This is a genomic window from Weissella sp. LMG 11983, from assembly GCF_025908495.1.
GTDB lineage: Bacteria > Bacillota > Bacilli > Lactobacillales > Lactobacillaceae > Weissella > Weissella fermenti.
In genome coordinates this window covers 125,353-150,748 of sequence record NZ_JAOZFD010000002.1, presented here as the reverse complement: position 1 = coordinate 150,748, position 25,396 = coordinate 125,353, and the positions used below count along the sequence as shown (strand labels likewise).

The 25,396-nt window shown below is 42.3% G+C and carries 20 protein-coding genes and 1 pseudogene; 2 read left to right on the top strand and 19 right to left on the bottom strand.

Annotation, left to right across the window (positions count from 1 at the left end; all coding sequences use genetic code 11):
* Nucleotides 1–103 precede the first annotated feature (103 nt).
* From glmS to OIT45_RS10215, 7 genes and pseudogenes are all read right to left on the bottom strand, one after another.
* Nucleotides 104–1,921, bottom strand: a complete 1,818-nt coding sequence (gene glmS / locus OIT45_RS10245; protein ID WP_264330389.1) for a glutamine--fructose-6-phosphate transaminase (isomerizing) — start codon at nucleotides 1,919–1,921, stop codon at nucleotides 104–106.
* 197 nt (nucleotides 1,922–2,118) lie between these two features.
* Nucleotides 2,119–3,303: a mannitol-1-phosphate 5-dehydrogenase gene (locus OIT45_RS10240; protein WP_242458281.1), complete on the bottom strand. Its 1,185-nt coding sequence runs from the start codon at nucleotides 3,301–3,303 to the stop codon at nucleotides 2,119–2,121.
* A 6-nt stretch (nucleotides 3,304–3,309) separates the two neighbouring features.
* A pseudogene (locus OIT45_RS10235) lies at nucleotides 3,310–3,726 on the bottom strand (PTS sugar transporter subunit IIA); the annotation flags it as partial.
* The gene (locus OIT45_RS10230) at nucleotides 3,726–5,564 is read right to left on the bottom strand and encodes a PTS mannitol transporter subunit IICB (RefSeq protein ID WP_199404478.1); all 1,839 of its coding nucleotides are present in this window, start codon (nucleotides 5,562–5,564) and stop codon (nucleotides 3,726–3,728) included. The gene OIT45_RS10230 and the pseudogene OIT45_RS10235, both read right to left, overlap by 1 nt.
* A gap of 536 nt (nucleotides 5,565–6,100) precedes the next feature.
* Entirely contained in the window at nucleotides 6,101–7,318 is a 1,218-nt protein-coding gene (locus tag OIT45_RS10225) for an ammonium transporter (protein WP_199404477.1), read from the bottom strand.
* A 158-nt stretch (nucleotides 7,319–7,476) separates the two neighbouring features.
* On the bottom strand, nucleotides 7,477–8,379 hold the full coding sequence (locus OIT45_RS10220) for an ROK family protein (protein ID WP_199404476.1): 903 nt from the start codon (nucleotides 8,377–8,379) through the stop codon (nucleotides 7,477–7,479).
* A 14-nt stretch (nucleotides 8,380–8,393) separates the two neighbouring features.
* On the bottom strand, nucleotides 8,394–9,593 hold the full coding sequence (locus tag OIT45_RS10215) for an MFS transporter (RefSeq protein WP_199404475.1): 1,200 nt from the start codon (nucleotides 9,591–9,593) through the stop codon (nucleotides 8,394–8,396).
* 110 nt (nucleotides 9,594–9,703) lie between these two features.
* Between OIT45_RS10215 and OIT45_RS10210 the strand changes: the two genes are divergently transcribed.
* Both OIT45_RS10210 and OIT45_RS10205 read left to right on the top strand, forming a co-directional pair.
* Complete coding sequence (locus OIT45_RS10210; RefSeq protein WP_264329956.1) at nucleotides 9,704–10,696, top strand: IS30 family transposase; 993 nt, start codon at nucleotides 9,704–9,706, stop codon at nucleotides 10,694–10,696.
* 118 nt (nucleotides 10,697–10,814) lie between these two features.
* Nucleotides 10,815–11,807, top strand: a complete 993-nt coding sequence (locus OIT45_RS10205; protein WP_264329956.1) for an IS30 family transposase — start codon at nucleotides 10,815–10,817, stop codon at nucleotides 11,805–11,807.
* Nucleotides 11,808–11,820: 13 nt separating this feature from the next.
* Here OIT45_RS10205 and OIT45_RS10200 read toward each other — a convergent pair whose 3' ends face one another.
* The 12 genes from OIT45_RS10200 to OIT45_RS10145 form a co-directional block, all read right to left on the bottom strand.
* A complete protein-coding gene (locus OIT45_RS10200) occupies nucleotides 11,821–12,246 on the bottom strand; it encodes a hypothetical protein (protein WP_199405042.1) in 426 nt (141 codons plus the stop codon).
* A gap of 2 nt (nucleotides 12,247–12,248) precedes the next feature.
* Entirely contained in the window at nucleotides 12,249–13,721 is a 1,473-nt protein-coding gene (locus tag OIT45_RS10195; protein ID WP_264330390.1) for a glycosyltransferase family 2 protein, read from the bottom strand.
* 39 nt (nucleotides 13,722–13,760) lie between these two features.
* Nucleotides 13,761–14,360: a CDP-glycerol glycerophosphotransferase family protein gene (locus OIT45_RS10190; RefSeq protein WP_264340109.1), complete on the bottom strand. Its 600-nt coding sequence runs from the start codon at nucleotides 14,358–14,360 to the stop codon at nucleotides 13,761–13,763.
* A gap of 305 nt (nucleotides 14,361–14,665) precedes the next feature.
* Nucleotides 14,666–15,493: an IS3 family transposase gene (locus tag OIT45_RS10185; protein WP_264329899.1), complete on the bottom strand. Its 828-nt coding sequence runs from the start codon at nucleotides 15,491–15,493 to the stop codon at nucleotides 14,666–14,668.
* A 2-nt stretch (nucleotides 15,494–15,495) separates the two neighbouring features.
* Nucleotides 15,496–15,756, bottom strand: coding sequence for a transposase (locus tag OIT45_RS10180; RefSeq protein WP_199404344.1), 261 nt, complete (start codon nucleotides 15,754–15,756; stop codon nucleotides 15,496–15,498).
* Nucleotides 15,740–18,289 (bottom strand): CDP-glycerol glycerophosphotransferase family protein, encoded by a 2,550-nt coding sequence (locus OIT45_RS10175; RefSeq protein ID WP_264340056.1) that lies wholly within the window; start codon nucleotides 18,287–18,289, stop codon nucleotides 15,740–15,742. The genes OIT45_RS10180 and OIT45_RS10175 overlap by 17 nt, the downstream gene beginning before the upstream one ends.
* 10 nt (nucleotides 18,290–18,299) lie before the next feature.
* Nucleotides 18,300–18,734, bottom strand: coding sequence for a glycerol-3-phosphate cytidylyltransferase (gene tagD / locus OIT45_RS10170; RefSeq protein WP_199404833.1), 435 nt, complete (start codon nucleotides 18,732–18,734; stop codon nucleotides 18,300–18,302).
* 12 nt (nucleotides 18,735–18,746) lie between these two features.
* The gene (locus tag OIT45_RS10165) at nucleotides 18,747–21,266 is read right to left on the bottom strand and encodes a CDP-glycerol glycerophosphotransferase family protein (RefSeq protein WP_264340055.1); all 2,520 of its coding nucleotides are present in this window, start codon (nucleotides 21,264–21,266) and stop codon (nucleotides 18,747–18,749) included.
* A gap of 10 nt (nucleotides 21,267–21,276) precedes the next feature.
* Nucleotides 21,277–22,101, bottom strand: coding sequence for a LicD family protein (locus OIT45_RS10160; protein ID WP_199404835.1), 825 nt, complete (start codon nucleotides 22,099–22,101; stop codon nucleotides 21,277–21,279).
* A gap of 3 nt (nucleotides 22,102–22,104) precedes the next feature.
* Complete coding sequence (locus OIT45_RS10155) at nucleotides 22,105–23,232, bottom strand: CDP-glycerol glycerophosphotransferase family protein (RefSeq protein ID WP_199404836.1); 1,128 nt, start codon at nucleotides 23,230–23,232, stop codon at nucleotides 22,105–22,107.
* 17 nt (nucleotides 23,233–23,249) lie between these two features.
* A complete protein-coding gene (locus tag OIT45_RS10150) occupies nucleotides 23,250–24,059 on the bottom strand; it encodes an ABC transporter permease (RefSeq protein ID WP_199404837.1) in 810 nt (269 codons plus the stop codon).
* Complete coding sequence (locus tag OIT45_RS10145; protein ID WP_199404838.1) at nucleotides 24,059–25,396, bottom strand: ATP-binding cassette domain-containing protein; 1,338 nt, start codon at nucleotides 25,394–25,396, stop codon at nucleotides 24,059–24,061. The genes OIT45_RS10150 and OIT45_RS10145 overlap by 1 nt, the downstream gene beginning before the upstream one ends.

Here is a 25,396-nt window from a genome sequence, read left to right as displayed (position 1 = left end):
ATAGTTGCGCAGCGTTTAAAAAACTCATCATGACATATTTCAATCAAAAACACCGTTGTAACCGAGCTCACAGACTCGATTACAACGGTGTTATTTGTTTTTCTTATTGCACAGTCACTGACTTAGCCAAGTTACGTGGACGGTCCACGTCCAGGCCACGACCCAATGATGTGTAGTAGGCCAACAATTGTGTTGGCACAACTGATAGCAATGGTGACAACAATTCGTTGACGTTTGGCAAGATGTAATCATCACCTTCCTTAGCCAAGTTCTCAGTCACAATTGTGTAAGCGCGTGAACCACGTGCTTGTGTTTCAGCCAAGTTCCCACGAACCAAGCCCGCCGTCTTTGATTGCGTAATCAACGCAACCACAGGCGTTCCTTCTTCAATCAAAGCCAACGTACCGTGCTTCAACTCACCAGCAGCGAATCCTTCAGCTTGTACGTATGAGATTTCCTTCAACTTCAACGCAGCTTCCAATGAAACCGTTGAATCAACCCCACGACCGATAAAGAATGCATTGCGTGACTCAACCAACATCTCGTTGGCAACGCGTTGCAACGTTTCCTTGTCATCGACGATTCCTTGGATACCAACGGCAATCTTTGACAAGTCTTGCTCCAAGTTGAAGCCAAGTGCTTCACGGTCAGCAACTGCGTATGCCAAGATAGCTTGCAAACCAACTTGGGCAACGTAAGCCTTCGTTGAAGCAACGGCAATTTCAGGCCCTGCCAACAATGGCAAAGCGTACGTTGCTTCACGCCACAACGTTGACTTTTCAACGTTTGTCAACGTCAATGACTTAAAGCCTTGTTCGTTAACGTTTTGCAAAACTTCACGTGAGTCAGCTGTCTCACCTGATTGCGTCAAGAAGATAAAGAATGGCTTCTCTGACAACAATGGTTGCTCGTAGGCAAATTCAGATGACAAGTGAACTTCCGTTGGAATACCTGCCCATTGCTCGAACAAGCGCTGTCCAACCAAGCCAGCGTGGTATGACGTACCAGCCGCGACAATGTAGAGACGATCGGCAGCCTTAATATCATCCAAGATGGCTTGACCGACGTGTACACCACCCTCGCTATCCAAGTACTTTTCAATCAAATGACGAATAACGATTGGTTGCTCGTCAATTTCCTTCAACATGTAGAATGGGTAAGTTCCCTTATCCGTTTCTGATGCATCAATGTCCAAGTGGAATGGCTCACGTGACGTTTCAACACCATCTGTATCGAACAAACGAACATTATCAGGATCGATGATGGCAATTTCGCCATCGTGCAATTCAATAAAGTCGTGCGTTTGATCCAACATTGCAACCGCGTCTGACGTTACAACGTTAAAGTCTTCACCAACCCCAATTAGCAAAGGTGACTTTTGCTTTGCAACATACATACGCTCTGGTTCGTTACGGTCCATCAACAAGAATCCGTACGCTGAGTTAACATCCAACAAACTGATCAACTTCTTCAAAGCATCAAACGTTGTCATGCCGTCATCAACAAACTTACCAATCAATTGCACAGCTACTTCAGTATCAGTATCTGAGTGGAATGTCACATCTGACAAGTACTCTTGCTTCAACTCAAGGTAGTTTTCGATAACCCCGTTGTGAACCAAGTAGAAACGTCCGTCTGCAGATAGGTGTGGGTGGGCGTTGTTAATTGATGGAACACCGTGAGTCGCCCAACGAGTGTGCGCGATACCACTCGTCCCCGTCACGTTCTTCGTATCAACCAAGGCTTCAAGTTGCGCAACACGCCCCTTTTCCTTAACCAATTGGTCAGTCCCCAAAGCTTGGTCAGCTACAAAGATACCAGCTAAATCGTAACCACGGTATTCAAGCTTTTCCAATCCCTTCAACAAGATCGGTGCTGATTGGTAATTCAAACCAGTAAATCCAACAATTCCGCAAAACATAAATATTTCCCCCTAATGCACTTTTATAAACCAAGTGGTATACCACTTAGAGTTTTCATTGCGTTTTAATACAAAGACTATTATTGCATAAACAAAAGCACAGTCAACCAATAATCAAACCATTGTGAATTAATTGGTATAAATTGGTATAGGTGTCGCTATACAAAATTTAGCGAAACGTAAAACGCTTTATAAATTTATGACGCCGTTAGAATTTGACCCGTCAAGATGACACGGTCAACGATTTGTTCAATCAGTGACTCATCCGAAAGACCCGTATACTCGACAACTAAGTCGTGCAAATTATCTGTCGTCATACGTTCTTGAATCTCGACGCATTCCTTATCATCGGGTGATTCAAATCTAAAGATAGTACCAACGACTTTTAGCAACTCATCGTATTCCAAATCCCGTTCCTTTAATTCTCGAATCGGTCTAATAAAGCGTTCATCATAGCCCAATTTACGAATTGGTGTACGCCCAACACGCTCAATTGAATCACTCAACCGTGGATTAGCGAAGCGATCAACCAACACCCTATGGTAATCCTCCAAATCAGTCTCATTGAAGTTCCACTTATCAACCAACAAACCACGAATTTCAGCTAACACTTTTTCTAAGCGAACTTTAACGTGACGGTCTCGTAATGCATCCTGTATCGTCTCATATCCTCTTGTCGCCCCAGTATAAGCCGTGGTTGCATGGCCTGTGTTCACAGAAAAAAGTTTACGTTCAATGTAAGGCGTTAGGTCGTCAACATAGTGCACATCCTTAAGCCTGAAGTCAGTGTTATGAACTTCAGTTTGATCAATGACCCACTCTTTAAAACTTTCAACGGTAACGGCTAATGGGTCGTCGTGTGATTGTTGCGGCACAATACGGTCGACCGCGGAGTTAGGGAAACCGACATAGGCATCCGCATATTGCTTTGTTGCTTGATCAAGATGCTCAAAAACATACTCACGTAATTTTTGTGAGCCACCAACCATATTCTCAGCAGCGATGATATCCAAAGGTGTTTGCACTCTCGCTTGGCGACGTACTGTAATACCGTCGGCAATAAGAGGTGCGATGTAAGGCAAAATATTCGGTCCGATGGCAGTCGTTACTAGTTCTGCATCTTTAATCGCTGCAACGACATCTTCAGGATTTTGTTGATTATTAATTCCGCGAACATGATTAACGTGGACAATTGGATCTCCTTCGGCTGCTAGCGTAATGTCATATTCACCACGTTCATTTAGCGCATCAATAATTTGACTATTCACATCGACGAACGTGACATCAAAGCCACTCTCATGTAATGTTTCACCAATAAATCCACGGCCGATATTTCCGGCACCAAAGTGAACCGCCTGCCGTCCTTCGCCGCTTCCTAACAGCTCTAATACTTCAGAAACATCCGTGGCATCAGATAATTTAGCGATATTATCCAAATCGCTGGCAAAGACCGCAATGTTACTTAACAAATCAAGATGTTCGCCATTCAATCCAGCGATACCAAACGCTAACGTCACAATCTTTTCTGGTTCGCCTGGGGCTGCAAAGTTCACCCCCATTGGAAATTGGGCAATCGAAATCGCGGTTTTATTGATATATTGCATGCCAGCTGGCGTACCGTGTGGAATAGCCACAAAGTTCCCCATATAAACAGACACATCCGCGTCTCGTTCAATCATCGAATCCACATACTCAGGTTCTACTGCCCCAGCATTCACCAATAATTGACCAGCAACTCGAATGGCCGCCTCTTTTGTTGCAACATCTTGATTCAACAAAATTAATTCCTTTGATAATCCACGCATTACGCTACCCCCTTCTCAATTTGTTCGACTACCGCTTGCCACAAGTCTTCTGACGTAATAGATGGCACCTTCAAAATTTGAACATGCAAGTAACGGTTTATAAGATTACTTGCGGCATCATCTGTAACAATGACCAATTCCGACTTATCGTCAGTCACTTGGCCGATTGGTACATTATCCGCACTAATATTGCTACCAGCTGCTTCCAGACGTGCCGACAATTCAGTTGCCGCAATGGTTCCTGACCCACGTTGTTGATCATGGTGAATGAAATCAATGTGCTTAACATCTACCCACGAAATTTGCGTCAAGTCACTTGATGGTTCTGGCTTAGGTGCCTCTTGGTTGCCTTGATCAACGCGACCGATTTGAACTGACTTCAAGTTCATGATGATTTCATCGTACTTAGGCGATGTTAAGAAGTTATCAACAGCAACACGCTTTGCTGTTGGCGCCTTTTGACTAGCCATGTCCGCCAACTCGTTTTGCGTCACAACCAAGGTGTTCTCATCAGCCTTCAGATTCCTGATTGCCAAATTTGTAATTGGAATATCAACCCCCGCCTTTTTGGCGCGGTCACGAAGAAGCGACGCCCCCATTGCTGATGACCCCATACCAGCTTCACAAGCAAAAATAACCTGCTTAATCTGGCTTAGATTATCGTCTGACAAATTATCAGTTGACGTTGCACCGTTGTAGTCCACGCCAGTTACGGCATCTTCGCCAGTCGTGATAGATGGTCGAACACCCTTGGCCTCTGACTTCATGGTTTGTGTTTCAGCCTTAGCTTGTTCGATATCAACATCATCTTTAGCACGATGCAAAATCGCTGCCGCAATCACGAATGACACAACCGTTGCGACTAGCACACCAGTAATTACGCCAACAAAGTTACCAATTCCCTTGGGCGTCATAAGCAAAATGGCGAAAATCGACCCAGGCGATGGGGTGGCCTTCAATCCAACATGCAGCAATTGGAACGTTGCGGTACCAGATACACCACCACCAATGACAGCCAGGAACAGTGCCGGCTTACTTAGGACATAAGGGAAGTAAATTTCGTGAATCCCACCCAAAAATTGGATAATAATCGCTCCTGGCGCTGAAGATTTCGCTGCCCCCTTACCAAAGAACATGAATGCCAATAATAATCCCAACCCTGGCCCAGGATTTGGCTCAAGTAAGAAAAGAATTGACTTACCAGCTTCAGCCGCTTGTTGAATGCCAAGCGGTGTTAAAATACCTTGATTAATAGCATTATTCAAAAATAGAATTTTAGCCGGCTCAATAAACACATTCGCCAAGGGCAAAAGATTTGCATTAACAATCCAGTCAACACCCGTCTGCAAAACCGTCGATAATCCAGCAACCAGTGGGCCAATAGCAACAACACCAATCAAAGCCAATAGACCACCCAAAATACCAGCCGAGAAGTTATTAACTAGCATTTCAAATCCTTGGCGAATCTTAGGTTGTACGATATTATCCCACTTCCGAATTACCCAGCCCCCAAGTGGACCGACAATCATCGCTCCCAGAAACATTGGGATGTTTGATCCGACAATCACACCAATCGTGGCAATCGCCCCCACGACACCGCCACGGTGACCGTCGTAAACCATCGATCCACCTGTGAAGCCGATGATAAGTGGCAACACGTAGGTTAGCATTGGGGATACTAATTTATTAAACTCCTCATTTGGCAGCCAACCTGTCGGAATGAACAGAGCTGTTATCAACCCCCACGCAATAAAAGCCCCAATATTAGGCATGACCATACCAGACAAACTCGATCCTATCCGTTGCACTCTGGCTTTTATACCAATATTTCCTGTCATAATTCAATCTCCCAATCACATGATTCAATTTGAAAAAGAAAGCGCTTACATTTTCACTGATAGTATATGCACACCTATTTACAGGAACAATACGTTTTTCAATCTGATTTTAAGTGCTCATAATTACACATAGTCCCAAAATACATTCGAACTGTGTCGTTAACTGATTAACCGTTAGATTTATCATTCCATCCCCGATTGTTAAGTCTGATTTTGCACACTTCGTAACTTAATTCTTTCGGTAAACCAACTCGAATGAATGTTTTTAATATTTGTTTGACAACAAAAAAACGCCGGTTCACAAATGTGAACCGGCGCAATTAATTCTAACAATTAACGCTTCTTAGACTTCTTCTTGGCGGGGCGATAGTCCGGATCCAGCTTCTGGTACTCACGGACGGCGCGATCAATTTTCTTATTCAATACATTCATTCCAAACATACTGTTACCCCCTTTTGTTCTTTATCATTGTAAAGGAAACCTTTACAAATCTGTAATATTAATTTACTCCTAATATCGAACAATGTCAACAGTCATTAGCGCGTCGTTTGGATTTGCGTCACAACCGACTCACCGTGTTGCCACAAATCAAGGCCAGCTGCTTCAGCCTTTTCGTCAACACGCAATGGCGTTACAAAGGCAACTGCTTTAGCAATTACCCAAGTCATCATAACTGATAAGATGATTGTCACCACCATTGCCGCAATCTGAATGCCGAACAAATGCCAGCCACCAGCCAACAAACCAGTTTGTCCTGACAAGGCCTTTGTTGCAAAAATTCCTGTAAACAAACCACCGGCAACTCCCCCAACACCGTGTAGTCCAAAGGCATCTAACGTATCATCATAGCCCATTCGGTACTTAATAACCGTTGTTGCAACGTAAACAATCAACGCCACCACACCACCAGTAATGGCGGCTCCAACCGGTTCGATAAAACCAGCGCCTGGTGTGATTGCCACCAACCCAGCAATACCACCGGATACAGCACCTGATACCTTAACCTGCTTAAAGACTAACAAATCGAACATCACCCAAGTTAGCATCGCAGTCGCGGCAGCAATGCTTGTGTTCAAGAATGCCAGAATCGCTACACCGTTAGCTGCTAGAGCTGATCCGGAGTTGAATCCAAACCAACCGAACCACAACAAACCACCACCGATAACAATTGAGAGCATGTTGTGCGCAGTCAATTGCGTAACGTGCTGACGCTTACCAATCAATAATGCCAACACCAAGCCGGAAACACCTGATGAAATGTGCACCACATCGCCACCGGCAAAGTCAATCGCACCCATCTGTGCTAGCAAACCGCCACCCCATACCATGTGAGCCAATGGTACGTATACTAACATCATCCAGCCAACCAAGAACATTACGAACGCTTTGAAGTTCATACGACCAACAACGGCTCCTGCAATAATAGCCATTGTAATCATTGGAAACATTCCCTGGAACAAGGCAAATGCACCATCTGGAATTGACAGACCACGTGTGCTTTGCGTCATTGAGACACCATTCAAGAAGGCATGCTTCAAATCGCCAATAATTGGCCCGTTACCACTAAACGTCAATGAATAGCCGACTGTGAACCACAACACTCCCCCAATGGCAATAGCAATCAATACCATGGCCAGTGTGTTAACTGTTGATCTAACGTCTGAAAATCCACCATAAAACAACGCAAGGCCGGGCACCATCAGCCAAACTAACGCTGAACTCATTAAAACCCATGCTATATCTGATCCGCTCATGTTGTCACCCTCAATCTTTCTAATTGTTCTTTAACTTTACGATTAGTATAGGCGTCGTTTTGAATATCGGAACAAACATTGTCAGGAATGCTTACATATTGTGGTATAGGCCAAAAAATGGTCGCACCACAGCTGGTACGACCATTTAAAAACTTATATTAAACTTCTTGGTTGAGTTCCATCAACAAGTGGTAGATGGCACCAAACAAATTAGCATCGTTAGCAAATTGACCGGCCACAATTTCAACCGGCGTCAAGGTTCCGGCCACAACTTCATTTCCTTTGAAGAAAGTCGTATAGTGATCACGAATGCGTTCCGCTACAATCGGCTGAGCAGAAATACCACCACCAATAACAATGCGTTGGACATCAACAATTGCTTGGATATTTTGAATCAACAAGGCAATTTCAGCCGCATAGGCATCAAAAATATCAACCGCTACTGGATTACCAGCATTAATGTGTTCAAATACTGCTAGTCCGTCATCAATCTCTGGCAACTTAAGCTCGGTCCCGATACGTTTAATCATTTCGACCGCCGATCCGTTCAATCCAATCGACGTATCCATCCCCTTTTCAAGTTGATTGAAAATGAAACTCAATTCACCGGCTTGAAAGTGGGTGCCATAAACTAAATTACCGTTTAGGACTAGTCCACCACCAACTCCAGTCCCCAAAACAATCGCCATACCATCTTGTACATCTTTTAGTTGCCCTAACCACAATTCAGCCAGGGCCGCCGCTTTTCCATCATTTTCGACGGCAATTGGAATATCCAAAGCTAACTTGTCACGCAAGTTAACGCCATCCATAAACGTTAATGAACCGCCGCCCTTAATTGTGTCATCAGGGTGCGCTAACTTCCCCGGCAGGCTGAATCCAACACCTCGAATTTTGCCATCATAACGTGCGATAACATCTCGTAATTGTCCCAAAAATGCCTCTAAACCAGCTGTGTTAGTACGCTCACTGAACTTTTCAATGATGTTACCAGACCGATCAATCAGACCAACTTTTAAACGCGTTCCACCAACATCAATTGCTAAATAATCTTTTGTCATGCTATTAACTCTCCCTACTTTACTGGTACATTCACCTGTTCATCAACCTTAGCTGGTCGTTTTACCCCAGTAACGACAAGTGTAATCACGGCTAGTGCCAACACGATAACAGCATCAACTGTCATACTAAAGGCGGCAGTTGACCTACCAGCCACCGTTGAAACCAGTTGGAATACGTAAGGGCTTAAGAAGACACCCATGTTAACAGCAACTAACAAAACAGTTGAGCCCAATGTTTGCGACGCTTCATCAGTACGAGCTGCTACAGCTGAGTACACACCTGGCACTGCCATTCCAAAGGCCAATCCGTACAAAGAAATCAACACACCTGACCAAATCAAATTTTGACTCATGCTCAAGAGTAATACCATTACACCACCAGCTAGTGCCCCCAGACCAACCGTGTATCGACCAAACCATTGCTTAATTTTTCCGAAAATCAAACCAGCAACAAATCCTGTCGCTGCGCTGATACCTGAAATAAGACTAGCTTGCGCACCAGTACCATAGCCTAATTGTTCAAATAACGGTGCGATTTTAACCGTCATACCAAAGTACGTTACAAAGAGAATAAACATGAAGGCACCGTAACCAACCATAGTACGATTAATACGCGCCTTACCTAAAACTTCCCCTTGATTACTATCACCGCTTACGGTTGGCGTCTTATCAGAAACAAACAAGCCAAACATAATCAGTGGAATAAATCCAAGTGCGTAGACACCAAAAGTCATGTGCCAACCGAATGACATTAAGTACCCAACCAACCATGTTAGGATAGTCGTTGCGGCCGCGGCCGTTGCGTTTTCGAACCCGATTAATGTGTCACGTTCTTTGCCTTCGTAATAAATCGAAATCAATGAGATTGCCAATGAATTAAACCACCCCACACCGGCACCAAACATGAAACGCGATACCAATAGCACTGTGTAATTTTCAGAAAACATTGGCACAATTCCGGCCACCACTGCAATGAGCACCCCCAGAACAACCGTCTTCTTATTACCGATAATACGCGTCACAAAATTTGACAACAAAACAAACAACATAATTCCGAAACTAGTCACTGACATTAACAGCTCAATTGATGATTGTGACTGCGTTGGCAAGTCTTTCATAATCATGGGTACGGTCACTTGTACAGCGGCCGCAGCATTAGTTAACGTTGCAATCGATAAAAGCGAGGCCTTAAACAGCCATCCATGCTTATTCATAACCTTGAATTTACAATTCAAGTGCAACACTAAGCTAAATAAAAACTGACTCATAATGAACCAGCGTAAAATGTAGTTTGTCTAGAACATACAGAACGCGAGGAAACATTATGAGTCATTATCATCAGCTTACCGCATTTGATCGCGGACGTATAGAAGTTTTACTCAGAGAAGGGTTGTCAATGCGTAGCATTGCAAAAGAAATTGGTAGAAGCGCTTCGACAATCTCTCGTGAGATTGCCCGCTGTGTTGGCTCAACTTATGAAGCTGAGGATGCCGATCAAAAGCACATGCTTGCTCGAACGAAGTCGCATAAACACCGAAAGTTAGATAACACTGAACTGCGAGAACTAGTTATATATGGAATCAATCAAAAACATTGGTCGCCTGAACAGATAGCTGGTCGACTAAAGATATCAAAAGGTCATACGATTATTAGCGCAAATACAATCTACCGAGCGATTTATAGAGATAACTTGGGCCAGCCGGTGAAAAGTCACAAAGCTCGGGGCATTGCTCGTGCGCTTCGGCATAGAGGAAAAACTCGACATACTAAAGGTCATGTCGAGCGTCGAGGTAAGATTAGAATTCCAAATACGATTGACGAGCGACCTGCAGAAGCAGGTTGTCGCTCTCGAATTGGAGATTGGGAACTGGACACTGTTATTGGCCGTAAAGGCGGTCAAGTATTGGTCACAATGGTTGATAGGAAGACCAGAATATTACTTTCAAAACGAGCGGCATCAAAGAAAACCGTCGATGTTATGAGAATCATAGGTTCAATGCTAGATTCCCTTCCAACTAGTCAGATACAGACTTTAACTCCAGACCGCGGAAATGAATTCAGTGCGCAAGATGAGATAACAAAGAAATTCGATGTCCAGTTTTACTTTCCTGATCCCCACGCTCCATGGCAACGTGGGACCAACGAAAATACAAATGGGCTAATCCGTGAGTACGTCCCTAAAGGGACTGCAATCGAAGATTATTCAGACGAATACATTGAACAAATGGTTGAGCAAATTAATAGCCGACCTCGAAAGCTTTTCGGCTGGAGATCGGCTAAAGAATATTATTTATCTCAAGTGTTCCGGTTGAATTGACAATTCACCTTCTTGAATTTACAATTCAAGTGCAACACTAAGCTAAATAAAAACTGACTCATAATGAACCAGCGTAAAATGTAGTTTGTCTAGAACATACAGAACGCGAGGAAACATTATGAGTCATTATCATCAGCTTACCGCATTTGATCGCGGACGTATAGAAGTTTTACTCAGAGAAGGGTTGTCAATGCGTAGCATTGCAAAAGAAATTGGTAGAAGCGCTTCGACAATCTCTCGTGAGATTGCCCGCTGTGTTGGCTCAACTTATGAAGCTGAGGATGCCGATCAAAAGCACATGCTTGCTCGAACGAAGTCGCATAAACACCGAAAGTTAGATAACACTGAACTGCGAGAACTAGTTATATATGGAATCAATCAAAAACATTGGTCGCCTGAACAGATAGCTGGTCGACTAAAGATATCAAAAGGTCATACGATTATTAGCGCAAATACAATCTACCGAGCGATTTATAGAGATAACTTGGGCCAGCCGGTGAAAAGTCACAAAGCTCGGGGCATTGCTCGTGCGCTTCGGCATAGAGGAAAAACTCGACATACTAAAGGTCATGTCGAGCGTCGAGGTAAGATTAGAATTCCAAATACGATTGACGAGCGACCTGCAGAAGCAGGTTGTCGCTCTCGAATTGGAGATTGGGAACTGGACACTGTTATTGGCCGTAAAGGCGGTCAAGTATTGGTCACAATGGTTGATAGGAAGACCAGAATATTACTTTCAAAACGAGCGGCATCAAAGAAAACCGTCGATGTTATGAGAATCATAGGTTCAATGCTAGATTCCCTTCCAACTAGTCAGATACAGACTTTAACTCCAGACCGCGGAAATGAATTCAGTGCGCAAGATGAGATAACAAAGAAATTCGATGTCCAGTTTTACTTTCCTGATCCCCACGCTCCATGGCAACGTGGGACCAACGAAAATACAAATGGGCTAATCCGTGAGTACGTCCCTAAAGGGACTGCAATCGAAGATTATTCAGACGAATACATTGAACAAATGGTTGAGCAAATTAATAGCCGACCTCGAAAGCTTTTCGGCTGGAGATCGGCTAAAGAATATTATTTATCTCAAGTGTTCCGGTTGAATTGACAATTCACCTTACTTAAATTTCTACGGTTTGGATTAGGACTGTTCCTAGAACAGTGCCGCTGGCTAACTTCACATCTTTTAGGCCAAGATTAATAAATGTTGGCTTAATCTCCACGCCACTACCGAAGTATTGGGTTGAAACATGTAACCGATGTTCATCAGCTAGTTGTTGACTTGGTACAAAGACAGCCACTTGGTTAGCGGCCAGTTCTGCCGTTACGTCAGTCGGCACGGCAACAGGTAAAAGCATCGTCTGTAAATCCGCGTTCTGTCGTAGGCCCTTCATCATCTTTGGCAGTTGCAAGATGTTCAGTCCTTTGAAGAATGGATTACTTAGTGGGGAGGGAATTTTCGTCTCCTCCTTAACGCTAATCGTATAACCAGGCAACGTCACGCTGGGTTCTAGCGTGACTTCTAAACCATCTTGAATAAATGTCATCTTTAAATCCTATAACCTAGTCGATTATTCACTGTGAAATAAGCCGTATCCCCGACAATTGTGTTCGGATCCAATCGGACACGTCTGAAATCATCATATACAAGTGTCATTGTCAGTTTAGTGTCTTCCGCAAAAGACGCTGCAATATCGCTCTGATTGATAATATACGTAGATAAATGTCCTTGCTTGTATGCCGGCGGTACCACTACGAATTTTTCATCTACAACCTTTGACCGTAATTCAATTCCAGTGACTTGATCATATTCACCAAAGGCAGTAACCGACAAAACTACTTTGGAATCATCACTCAAAACATGGTTAACGATTGCTTTCATCGGCACTGGGATATTTGACATACCTGCTGGCGTCTGCCATTCATACTGACCCGTTTCGGGATTGAACTTTTCCAGTTTCTCTTCAGAAAAATGCCACTCGACCAGTTTTACTGCGGACTCTAAATCCCGATATTTCAAATAGGTATATGCTAGATATGAAACACGGTCAGGAATAATTTCAGATAGCGGAACACCAAATTCTGGCTCGGCAGCGAATACTTCACCCATTATCTGAATACGCTCTGCTTGATTTTTCGGGTCCAAAAAACTCTTTCGCAGCATTGTTCGCTCAATAAAATCGAGACTAATAATTCGTGACAGAATTTGCTTTTTTGTCACGTAGTCCAGTTCCAAAGACAACACATAATGTAAGGCCAAGATTTTAGTCTGCATCTTTTCTAAAAAGTCTGTGTTCTTAGTCAATGAGTCGTTATTCTCACCCAAACGATTCAAATAAGTCACAGTCTTATCCGATGTTGAGATTGTCTTTGCATGACGCAACACATTCATAAAGAATAACGTGTCCTCAGAAAATTTTAAATTCGGGAAAATCAACCCATTTTCGCGTAAAAACGTCGTCCGCATGATACGACTTTGTGGTGCCAAGAACCGATAAATCAACGGAATATCAGTTACTTTCACGTTCACACGTGTCCGAATAGACGCGTACTTACCCGGCACGGAAATATCAGTATCACGTTTTGTAATCGTTTTACCGATCGCATAATCATTCCCTGATAGTTCAAGTAACTGAACCAATGTCTCAAAGCCATCCAATGAAAACCAGTCATCCGCATCAACAAATGTCAAAAATTCACCATTTGCGCGTGAAATCCCGATATTACGTGGGATGCCAGGTCCACCGGTGTTTTCATTCATCTGGATAACTTGATAATTAGAAAATCCAGGTAATGCTTCTTGGACAATTTGTAAACCGTTATCTGTCGATTGATCATCAATCACAATCAGTTCAATCTGATCTTTGCCAAGCGTTTGTTGCTGAATAGTCTGTAAGACTTTGGGCAAAAATGCCGCCTTGTTATAAATCGTCACGATAAAAGACAACTTGATTTCACTACGCTGCTGCTCGAAAAGGACTGTATTTGGTCGTTCTGCAACCCATGGAATTTTATTGTTCATTCGTATTCTCCAGTCTTTCTTCTGGCTCATTACAACATGCTATTTTCGAAACTTATTTCGTGCTGCTTTCTTCACCTTCCACAATTTGCGAGCTACCTTGCGACTAAATGTCCAATCATTTTCAATTTGAAGCAACTTCTTCTTTTTGAGAATCGCCTTATAGATACGCGCTGCATTATTGTGATCATGAAAATTCATGTACTTGTCACGCATAGACGCATAAGCTGGCTTTTCTTGGAAATCGTTGTCCGCATAACTAATAATTGTGTCGATTGCGTCTGACGCATTAAATACGACATCCCCAAACAAATCCTTTTCGTAATCCAGGTATGCCCCTTCACTTTTAAGGTAATCCGCCTGATCAAATTGATAGAACATGACTGGCTTTTCAAGATAAAACATATCCCAAACCACACTCGAATAGTCAGAAATCATCATCGAACTTTTCATGATTTCCTCACCCATGTCGACATCCAAATACCCATGCTTATCCGTAAATGACTCATCAATATCAAACAGGTCGACATAGTCCTTGAAATAAGGGTGCAAGAAGAAAGCCAAACGGGCATTATTGGCAATCATTTTCGCCTTTAGTTCTGGGGAGCTTAGAAACGCTTGGTATTCACGGTAGGCTCTGATGTCAAGACTCCGGACCTCTTTTTAGAGCCCGCTAGGGCTCGTACCACGAAAATTTTTCAAAATGACCTGATTTCGTACAGATTTTGGGTCATTTTTTAATGGGGTCCAGGGGTTTTGCCCCTGTGCCTGCCGGAGGCTATGGAGTTACGGTGGTCTAGTTTGGATTTTGTTGAATTTCACAAGTCTGAGGGTATAGCAAATAAGCACTTGTCAGAGTGATTTTTGGACTTCACAAAGTCAGTGCTTGTAAACGCCGGTGTATAGGCAAATTTGTATAATCGCGTTTATGTCATCTAGAAATTGGTCTAGGCGGCATCACGGAGTGATATACGATTGTTGTTATACCAGTTGACGTACCATCCAACAGCGGCTTGCACATCAGCGATACTCTCGAAATCCTGTTGGTAGATCAGCTCCCTCTTGAGTAACGAGTGAAAACTTTCGATGCGGGCATTATCGTAAGGGTGCCCTTTACGGGAGTAAGAGTGCCTAATACCTATGGACTCCAGTGTATTTTCAAACAATTCGCTGGTATACTGGCTTCCCATATCGCTATGCACATACAGTGGTTTTTCACCTCGTCTTAGCGCCTTAACGATTACTGAGGTTGCTAGTTGAGCTGTCATCGTATCTGCGATTCGATACGACAGCACCTTACGGTCTTCCGGATCATATGCACTAGCCATGTAAACCCATGTCTTATCGGTCAACTGGATATACGTAATGTCAGTTGTAATTACGCCACTTAGGTCATCCAGATTGATAATGAGATTTGGCATCTGATCTTTGTCATTGACTGTTGTAGGCTTGTTATATCGCTTTTGCATACGCGATTTCAAGCCAGCTTCACTCATCAATTGCCATACAAAGCGGTCGCTGATTGCTAGTTTGAATAAGTCGCGCATGGTTTTAGCAATTCGTCGATAACCATAAATGCCTTTATTGGCTGTGTAAATTGATTCGACGGCAATTCTCAATTTGTTGTGTTGTATTTCTTGTGCGCTCGGCTCCCAATGGATCCAGTCAGAGTAAGTGGACATTGGAATTTTCAAAGCACTCAGAACGCGTGTGATGCGGTGCCCCTGTACCAAATTTTTGTGGATAATTGGTAAAACAACACTTCTACCGCGCAAAACTAATGTTTTGCCAGCAACACCGCCGCACGTTTTAAAATTTCGAGCTCTTCTTTCAAAATTGCGTTTTCCTTACGCAACTTCTTCAATTCATCAGCTGATATTGATTCGCCATTCACTTCTACAGGCGCATATTTTTTGACCCAATTCCGAATTGAATCGGCTGAAGGACCGTATTCCTTGGATAATTCATCGGGCCGACGGCCCGCTTTAACCATCTCCACGATGGACTTTTTAAAGTCCTCTTCATAACGTGTAACCATAAATAAAAATACTCCTATGATGATATTTTACCAAACTAGAAAAACTATCCGGAATCTCATCATAAGAGCAGTAGAACGGCGTCTCCAAAAATTGTTCTTGGGTCATTCCTTCCATCCATTTACGCCAAGTTGGCATCATGAAGACTTGATGATATGGCAATTCTGCCGTCTTATCAACATACGAATCCCAGCGGGCGTACCCTGTCGCAACGACTTCGTCACCCGAATACCGCCACTCTTTAATATTAATTTCCTTACGTTCGAAATCACTCGGTGCAATAATCAAATCCAACAAGCCACGTTTTTTGTGGAAGACCGGCACCTTTTTAATACCATTCATCCCATGTTGCAAAAAGACGTTTTTCTTGCTCATCATTGACTTCGCAAGTAGTGAGTCGCGTCGTTGAAGATTATATGAATGGAACTTAGTATCAGATGAAATAAACACCCGTGCTGCAAACATATAGATAAAGTACTTCAAACTCATAAACTCCAACACGCGATCCTGCATGCCGGCTAAGTTCTTATACTCGGGTAAATCCTTGCGAATAACGTAGTACGTATTGGGATGCTTTTCATTCTCATACATGTACTTGAAAAAATGGAACGCATTGTCGTGGGCCCCAAAACTATTTTTCTCAAACACAATCCAAATGTTTTTCTTGTCGAAGTAGCGCTTAAATCTGTTGTAAATTCGGTGAGCGCGCTTTTCACGATCGAAATTCACCTGGTTCTCGTAATTTTCTAAAAGACGATAGGTGAACGCAATCGAACCATTTGCTGTCAAATACGGATACAAAATATGGTCATCATCAACTTGGACTTCTTTGTCAAAGACATCAACATCGATTTTGTCTTTCACATCTGCTGAAAGCTTCTTAACCTCCAAAGTCCCTTGATAACCAGATTCTAAATCAGCAATAACCAGGAAAACATCCCAATAATAAGGGACGTATTCATGAATCGTATCAATGCGGGTATGGACAACTAAGTGATTATCTTCCTGTGTTACCGAAACTTCATAGTCGTTCTCAAGTGGATTAAGCACATTTCGGCTGACCAAACGAACCGCCTTCACTTGGTCAGGGGTAATGTATCGCCCTTCCAATGCAATTTGCAAATCGTAACCATGTTGCTTATTAATTGTGATGTTCGATACACGGGTATCAAAACCGTATGTTTCTTTCACAAGGTTATGCAAAGGTCCCTTTAACAAACTTAAGCCACCATCTGGCTTACGGTACAATTGCATGACTTGTTCATATTTACCAACTCCGCCTGGCAACGAGAATCGTTGTTGAAACGCATGGTGATTGAATATCGCGTTGTCGCCTGCAACCGCCAGTGCATACATATTTGCTTGTCGTTCACCGACAAAACTAATATTAATAAACATATTTTTGATTTGCTGTTTGTTTTCAACACCCAAATCATCAAAAATACCCTGCAAATCAACCTTAACTAACCGTTGACCGTCTAAAAAGGTATATGGCAGTTCTCGATATGGGCCCTTGGCGTGGTTACCACTAACGAATATTTGTAGTGTTGCAATTTCTTGCTTGAACTCAAGCGTAAAATTATCACCATTCAATGCAACGATATCGACCGGTAACTGCTCTACGTCTTTAACGGCCTCTTTGATCGGGTCTAAGAGTTCACGTTGACCATTCACAATAATCATGTGCTTGAAAAGTGAATATGACGGTGTATTCATTGTCTCAGCAGCGACTGTATAGCGAATTTTGCGGATTTGATTATCTTCAATATGGAAAATTTCAAGCAGCTGGTCTTCTTCGTTACCCAAATCATGCAACATCTTCATATTAACGTTGCCGTTTATAATCCCTACATGTAACTTACCTAACTGACCAATTCCAGTTGAAAAATTCTCGAAGTTAAGCACATCCTCTACAATCGTCGCAGGATAAAAGGATTCGCTAACCATCGCAGCATCATCACGACTGTAAACAAGGTACTCATATTCCTTATTGAATTGCGCATCAATCAATAAGATTCGATCAATAAAACTTAAGTCAATACCGTCCAAAATTAATTCTGCAGTATCAGGTGCAACACTTTTAAAGTTCACAAAACGATGTTCATCCCCGCACACAACTTCAAAAAACACCGGCAAATCCAACGTAAATGGCAATCGAATCGCCAAGCGATTGTTGGATTCAAACAGCTGAACATCTTCAATGGCAGCGCCAACAACACGTTGCGCACGATGAAAGTTACCAATCCGCGCACCTGTTTCGCCAAAAATTGCGTAACTGAGTTTCACATCATTTTGAAACGTATAAAAAACATCATTTACTGATTCATCGCTGCGTACTTGCTGGCCAGTCAAATCTTGGAAAGTAACGATCTGTTCGCCAAAAAGATAGTCCGGTACTTTTAAAAATTTACGACCTGGATTTTCCACGGCCGCACCAGACTCAAATGTCACAACCGTGTCACCAGTGATATCACCCTCATTTTCGTCGACGAAATTTAAATGTCCCTTCGGGGTAAACTTGAATTCAGAAATCATTCAGCCACTCCTACTTTGTGATAGTTGATTCGTGCTCGGTCACCAGATTTGATTCATTCAAATCTGACTTAATCTTCGTCGTAGAAATATCTGGCGTTCGTGGTAGGTAGATAACTTCCGCATCTGTTTCGTCTGCCAGATAATCAAATTGACCAGCCCAATCATCCCCCATCACAAACTTATCAACCTTAAAGCGGTTAATGTCATCTACCTTTTGTTCCCAGTTATTTTCTGGAATCACCAAGTCGACATAACGAATCGCATCAAGCATTTGCTTGCGTTCCTGGTAAGTATAGTATGTCTTCTTGTGCTTCATGTCCCAGTTAAATTCATCTGATGACAATACAACAATCAAGTAATCCCCCATTTGACGAGCGCGGCGCAACAAGTTAATGTGCCCCTTGTGCAAAAGATCAAACGTTCCGTAAGTAATAACACACTCCATAATTTCTATCTCCTAACTAAAAATACTCTCTATCTCTCGTTTAACACCGGCGTTGTACCCCGCCAGATTAAAACTTTGTCCACTATTATTCTGTTGATTTTGATACAACGCTTTTGTTATGCCCGTTGCTAGTTGCTCAGGCGTTACCCCATTCGTGAGTGTCCCTAAGTCACCATCCTTCAAAACATCTGCATTTGAAATGATATTTGTGGCTAATACAGGTATACCCATGCCGAGCGTCTCCAACAGCACCATTGGTTGACCTTCAAACAACGACGGCAAAACAAACAGATCAGTTTGTGACACAATCGTCTCAGAATGTGTCTGATATCCCCAAAATGTTATTTGGCTTTCTAATTGATGGTTTGCAACGTAAGAATACAAAACATCCGCCAGTACACCATCCCCAATAATATCTAAATGTATCTGAAGTGTTGATTTTTCATTAAGGGCTGCCACCGCTTGAATTAACGCTAATTGATTTTTTTCAGGAACGAGTCGTCCCATTGTCGATAATCGATACGTTCCGAATAATGGTTTTGCTATATGGCTAGGTTCAACATCAAAAACGGCAACGCCATTATAAATCTTTGATGTGTCTGACATCAGCAATGCCAATTGTCGTTCGAACTCGTTTGTCTCAAGCCACTTTCCTGAAAAATTGGGTTCCACTTGTTCTGCAATGGCCTTTTTGACTGAGACAGCGTTGTGCAGAACCCCCCACTGATTGGTCCCAACATAATTTGCCAACTTTTGTTGATTAATCTGTCTCGTGTACTCCGATACTGTGAACACTCGGTCGTAGCGATTAAAAAACTTGAGGTATAAACCAGTTGTACGAATATGTGGCTGTTTACCGCGCACCCATGCATGAATCGACTCCCACATATCATTGTGGAGTAACAAATATTTTTTATCGGCCTTGGCTTTGAATATCCAACGACCATTTCTAAATGAATAGCCAGAGTAATCAATCGCATAATCAAAATGTTGACCAGCGGTTAGTCGTAGGGCATCTCGCTGATAGGCGCGCTCCGGCACCCAGCTGTTGCGGATCTTATCTTTTGAAAACATCGTCAACAGCCAATTTTTAACACCCTCTTTTAGCGACAAGCTCGACCTGCCAACGGCATACATTAAACGTGCGTGCTGATCAAACAGCGCCATATTGGCCAAAGCATCTTTTTTACGTCCGTCGGGCATTAAAATCGTCAAGTCAAACTTGCTGTAATCCAATGTCTTGGAGAAATTTATTGCACTTGTTGTAATACCGTTATTTCTCATACCGCCTGCCATCATGAGAATTTTCGTCTTCTGATGGTTTAAGGTAATAATCTGGTCTTCGGCAAAGGGCATCTCTTTCTTGAGCAAATATGAAATCAGCTTTTCAGTTACTGATCCATCATCATACGGTGTCAACTTACGATGCAACAAGTCATTATCATACGTCGTGTTTTGTTTGATTAACGTAACCAAATCAGCCACAGTATTAGCAATTGGGATATCCAGAGCTTGGGCCATTTTATTCAAGCCACGTTCGCCTTCATAATCAGTATTATTCAACCGTAAGAAGTAAGTCGGCCTACCCGTCGCGATAAAATCAATGAAAATACTTGAATAATCCGTTATCAGCACGTCCATTGCCGCCATTAGAAAATTCGCATCCAAATTATCAGGTAGAAGAATTTTCGTTAAACGTTGATCTTGCTTTGCCGATTTATATACGTACGGATGCACTTTCAACCAAACCTGCGTAGTCGGCAGTTGTTGTCTCATTGCCTGCACAACATGATATAGCTCATCTATTTCATCCAGCGGTTTCGCGACTTTTGTTCCCTTCCAAGTAGGTGCATACAAGATGTTTGGTCTTTTTGTATCAAGCGTTTGCCCATTCTTCGCAAGTTCATCACGCACCATTTGCGAATTTTTAAACATCATATCTGTTCGCGGCAAACCAACCTTCAATATTTCACCTTGGTATAGGCCGTCTAACTTATACTGTTTGGCATACATCTCAACCATCGTGTCATTCTGGGCAATTAAATAATCGGCCATTAAGAAGTTGCGCAAGACATTCTTGTTCTGCGCAGCTGGTCCTGGGATGTCGAACCCCATATTTTTAATTGGCGTACCGTGCCATGTATTGACATACACCTGGTTGCTTTTCTTCAAGAAAAAGTAATTGAACGTTGAATTGTTAACCAAGTACTTAGCCTTTAATAATATCTTTGCGTAATTAATGGTGTTACGTTCCACAACAATCACGTTTTTAGACTTAGGCAAATCCTGTTTTACAGTCGTAATGACCTTTTTGTCAGCAATCCAAATGTGCGTCAAATGTTGATAATCTGCTGACTTATACAGGTATTCAAAAATCGCTCTTGGCGAATCAGTCGCTGATTGTCCGTCTCGTGACTCATAAACAACCATATTCTCGTCAACGGCGACACGATCGTAATTTGCCGCATAGTAAACGGCGGTCCGTCCCACGCCACTGGAGACATATTTCAAGTGTTTTTTTAACTTCTTCATAAGCCTCACCCTACTTGTTAAACCTTTTTTTGTAAGTCGCATGCGTCTTGCGTTTCGCATAGACTGGCAACTGCATATAATCATCACCGTATAACTCAGTGAGATAGTTATTTACATCTTGCGGCACTCGAACCGCAAGACCGTTAAACGTCGCGACATCTGCTGTTCGAACCGCATCAACTGTCATTAATTCACGCGCCCCGTTAAGACCTGATATAACAAACAAATCTAACAGGTTAGTTTTATTCGCATATCGCCGGTTAACACTTAGCGCTAATTGCTGTTGCATGGTCGCAAATGTCGCGGTGCCAACTCGTTTAGTCAGCCCCGTTAAGAGTTGCTTAACCCATTTATGTTTTTCATCTGTTCGAAACGCAACTCGGCGGGTACTATTGCGGAGTACATCCAATCCTTTCATTGCGCTGAATACAAGGCGTCGCATCATGCCGTTTTGGGGTACCGCATCAAGCGGAAAGATGTCAATAAAGACGCCCGTATTCATTTGTGCCCACCTGCCTTCAGACTGTGTCTCTGTGTCGACAATTCGTGAGTAGGCATAAAACCATTCCGATGTCGTAGACAGATTACGTAATTTAAAGGTAGGTGCTTCTGAAGTAAACTCTCGAATAAACCATTCGTACTCATCTCTTGGTAGTGCAATATCAACATCGTCATCCCAAGGAATAAACCCTTGGTGACGCACTGCACCCAATGCGCTACCACCTGTTAATACATAATGCAGATGATTTGTTTCCATGAATTCAATTGCTTCTGTCACCATTTGCCACATGACATGTTGCACCTCTGAAATGGTTAACTCTTTGGTATTACTCATCAATTACTCCAAAATAATTTGCTTGATTCTTTCTACAGCAGCATGCACATCGTGATTGTTATAGTCGTGACGAATTCGTTCAACCTTACTGTAATCGTAATCACGCTTTAACATGTTCCACAACATGGCTTCTGAGTAAGCTGTTGGTATTTTTAAATCACGTCCCGTTAAATACAACCCACGCTTTTCTCGGTATTCAAGAATATCGGGTTGAAATAAATAAATCGGCTTATTAAAAATTGCAAAGTCGAACAACACGCTCGAGTAGTCAGTCACTAAAATATCAGTCACTAAGAACAATTTATAAAGTGATAACTTAGACACGTTGTGCAAGCCACTGATATTCGCACCATTCGTAAAGTAATGCCCACGATAGACAACTTCATATTCCGCTGATAACGCTTTAATAAAAGCGTATGAGAAATTCGTCGCCATCTCCGGCTGATATTCTCGAAACGTCGGTACATACAGCAAAACTTTTTTCTTAGAATCCGCGGGAATCCCGAGTTTCTTCTTAAACTTAACTAAATCCTCGTTTGCTCGGCGTTCACTAATGGCTGCTCGCAAACTACCGATTTCCTCAACCTGTTTCGCCCTTGGAAAAATTCGCTTCATCACCTCAGTATCAAATTCACCCGACGTGATTAAATAATCAATCTCGGCGTTTTTATACCAGTTATCAACAAGGAAAGATAAATGCTCTTCATCAACACCTAGATGTTTCATGGGGATACCGTGCCAAAATTGAATATAAACATGGTCTGGATGTTGAAAAGGTACTAATCGTTCAATACTGCTATTCGCTACCCAATACTTCGATCGAAGTAAATGCCAAAAATATACTGGTGAATTCATTGCGATTTTTTGCTCGTCTGGTACGTCAGGCCATTCTTCGGGGTTATTCAGTGCAAAAACTAGTTCATAATCATCAAAACGTGCATCCTCCATCAGCGATAAGAAAAGCTCCTTCGGCGAATCAGACACTTGCCGCCCGCTATATGACGTAAATAAGATGCGTTTTGATTTCGGCTTTACCACTAGTTTCAATACAAAAATAAGGGCTGACATACCGAAAAGATACAGACTGCCAATTGCATTAGAACGCTTAATTTTGTCTTTTAGCTGCTGCACTTCACCCCTCCTAACGGTTAAATTTTGTCGATAAACTGATCTCTAAATTTCATATGCAACACGGCTCCAAGTAGCAACATAAATAACGTTAGACCCCAGAAAAAAATCATGTATGAAGGCTTCGTCCAAAACCAAACATGAAAAACCATGGCATCTCGGAACGATTGGATGACGTAGTAAAACGGAAATAGTTTCAATGTTTGTGAAATAACAAAAGGCAATCCCTTTGCATCAATGTTCATAATCACCCCTGAAGTGAAGAATAATAGCCTGAACACCGCTGAAACCGCTCGCTTATAATCCGGTAAGATGACAGCAATCGTTGAATTAATAAAATTGTGAGCCAACACCGTCGCAACCATTGCAGCAAAGGCGTAGACAAGTTGCAGCCAATAAACATTTGGAAAATCGTGAAAACCAACTGCTAATATCAAAATGAATAGTCCGGTAAGAACGATGTAACGACGGAATTCTTGCACCATCGGTACAACCGGCGCGACACTAATTGGAAATTTCGTTTTAGTTAACAAATTCAATTGTGAGGAAACACTGTTTAATCCTTTATTAAATGATCCTTGAATGTAATACCAAGGAATAATACCGGCCAGTAGCCAAACTAAGTACGGTTGACCGGCAACAGTTCCGGAATACAGTCCCAATCCAAAAATCACAAAATAAGTACTGATGTAGATAATTGGGTCTAGGTAATTCCAAATAACACCAAGATAATTTTCAGAAAACTGCGACTTCAGATTGAAATTTGCAATTCGTCGGATCAATCCAATGTTTTGGAAAATTTCTCTTAGCAGTTTAACTAACGAATGCATTACTTAAGCCCTCCTGCTGGAATATCTAGGTATTGACCAGGGGCGATGAAGTTCCCATTTAGGTTATTTGCGGTTGAAATCGCCGCAACTGATGTATGGAATTCCTTTGCAATTTGATCCAACGTATCCCCATCCTTTACCTGATAACGATTAACCGCAACTTCTTTGCTAGCCGTCGCAACATTATTTGATGTCTTATTATCGTTATGTTTCTCAACTTCCGTCTTTGGCTTTGGCGTATCAGTGCTACGTCCGTGCGTCCGATTGAGCTTAGCTACAACACTAGGTCGCCAATTCGTTACCAAGTGGGTCGGATTAGCAAACACACGATGAAAGCTCATGTTCAACACAATTTTGTCAGCCATAAATAATAGGAAAAATGCAAATAAAGTTAAGCCAACTTTCCCAAAAAAGTTCAACTTTTTCACGCCGTTAATGTGGTGTGTCGTTCGATATAACTTTTCTCGTTCAGATCTGGTGACCAGTCCTCGCTGATTAGCATCGTTCAATTTCTCGTTGAAATATTTATCCAATGAAAAATCTAGCTGTGCCTGTCGAATATTTTTCATACGGTCAGTTTGCTCTTGATTAGACAACTTCTTGATACTATCCGTATATTCCTTGTACTCTGCTAATGTTTTGTCAGCTTTATCAAAACTGCGAACTTGACCGTAGTCTAGCCAAATAACACGGTCGGCCATTTCTTTAACTTGCCCCATCGAGTGACTAACAAAGAAAATTGTTTTACCCGCGGCTTTAAAATCCTTGATTTTTTGAAATGATTTCTTGGCAAATGTTGCATCACCGACAGACAACGCTTCATCAATAATCAAAATATCAGGATCAGAATACGCTGATATTGCGAACCCCAACTTCGATTTCATACCTGATGAATAATTTTTAACCTGTTGATCAATGAAAGGGCCAAGCTCCGAAAAATCAATAATGTCAGCCATTTTTTCGTCAATCTCGGCATCAGTCATCCCCATCAACATCCCTTTCAAGCGAATGTTGTCACGTCCAGTCATCCCCCCGCGTAACCCAGCATTAATTGCAATCAACGATACCTCACCGTTGACAGTCACCTTTCCAGTAGTTGGTGGGACAATACCCGAAATAATTTTCATCAATGTTGACTTTCCAGAACCATTGGTTCCGACAATCGCAATCGTTTCACCCTCATAGGCCTCAAAATCAACACCTTGAAGCGCCCAAAAGTCAGGATAATCATCTTTGTAAAACAAAGATTTCACTTTATCCGTTCTTGTTGGCGCCATCTGGTACTGCTTTGTTACGTTCGAAACTCGAACTTTCACAACTTTATCTTCTTGCGTCAT